2 protein-coding genes are annotated in these 1,092 nt (G+C 45.1%); both read left to right on the forward strand.

Features of this window, described 5'->3' with window-relative positions; all coding sequences use genetic code 11:
- Nucleotides 1–123: 123 nt before the first annotated feature.
- Complete coding sequence (locus A3738_RS03115) at nt 124–525, forward strand: biopolymer transporter ExbD (protein WP_068481018.1); 402 nt, start codon at nt 124–126, stop codon at nt 523–525.
- A gap of 10 nt (nt 526–535) precedes the next feature.
- Nucleotides 536–1,092 (forward strand): energy transducer TonB (locus tag A3738_RS03120; protein WP_156503909.1); only part of this gene is annotated, 557 nt, incomplete at its 3' end.

Consider the following 1,092-nt stretch of genomic DNA (forward strand, 5'->3'; position numbering starts at 1 on the left):
ACTTGTTGGACGAATGATTGAGCGCAAAGAGCGCAATGTCTGTCGAGAGTTGGATCAAATTCGAGACTTAGTGTGCGCTCAAAAGCAAGCGTCTCTGAGCAAATAAAATAAGCGAGAAAGAATATGAGATACAGACAAGAGAGCGAGCAAGAAGGGCAGGTAGATATCTCTCCATTGATCGACATGGTGTTCATCTTGTTAATCTTCTTCATGGTGACGACTACCTTCGTTAAAGACATGAAACTAGATCTTGAACGACCGAATGCGGCCAGTGCAGCAGCGGCTTCTACCAAGGCGACACGTATTTTTATTGATAGCTTTGGTGATGTGTATGTCGACAACCAGCCTGTGCGTGTATACAGCTTGCAGAGCAAGTTGCGCGATATGTTACGCACGAGTACTGACAAAAGTGTCTTGGTTGTGACTGATGAAAATGTGCCAGCCAAACTCGTTCTTGAAGTGATTGATCAAGCGAAGTTATCCGGTGCGAGTAATGTTGGCGTCGCGACTGAGCAGGAGTCGTGAGTAGCGCCTTATGATGAATTCAATTGAAATGAGACAAGGCGTGTCACGGCAATTTTTTTCGATTGTCGCCGCTGTTTTAGTGCCTTTTCTGTTGTTTGTTGTGGTGATTGGTTTGAACGAATCAGACTTTGATCGCGAAAAGCTCCAAGGTGGCGCAACTAATTTTGAGCTAGAACGACAACAGCAAATCACAAAAGAAAGACCCAAGCCTAAACCTAAGCAACAGGAGCGTCAGCCAAGACGCGATTTACCATCAATTCAACCTAATGCGATTGGCAGCGATTTGTCTGGTAGTGGCTTAAGTTTTGGCGTGCCTTTGTTTGATCAAGCGCAGTTCGCTGAGTTTGATGACGCAAATTTAATTGGGTCAGCAGGCGATCAAGTGATGGATAAAAGCACGGTTGATGTGCCGCCAAAGGTAAGAAAACGTTCGCCGATTGTGTATCCCGAACTTGCGCGTAAACAAGGTGTAAGTGGGTATGTGACGATGAATGTCTTGATTGATGAGCAGGGTAATGTTGAAGACGTGGACATCATTGAATCAAAGCCGGCTGAAATATTCGATCT

The sequence above is a fragment of the Oleiphilus sp. HI0066 genome, from assembly GCF_001635725.1.

Excerpts from the sequence above, each read along its gene's own strand:
- A3738_RS03115 (WP_068481018.1), top strand. The coding sequence starts at position 124 with ATGAGATACAGACAAGAGAGCGAGCAAGAAGGGCAGGTAGATATCTCT.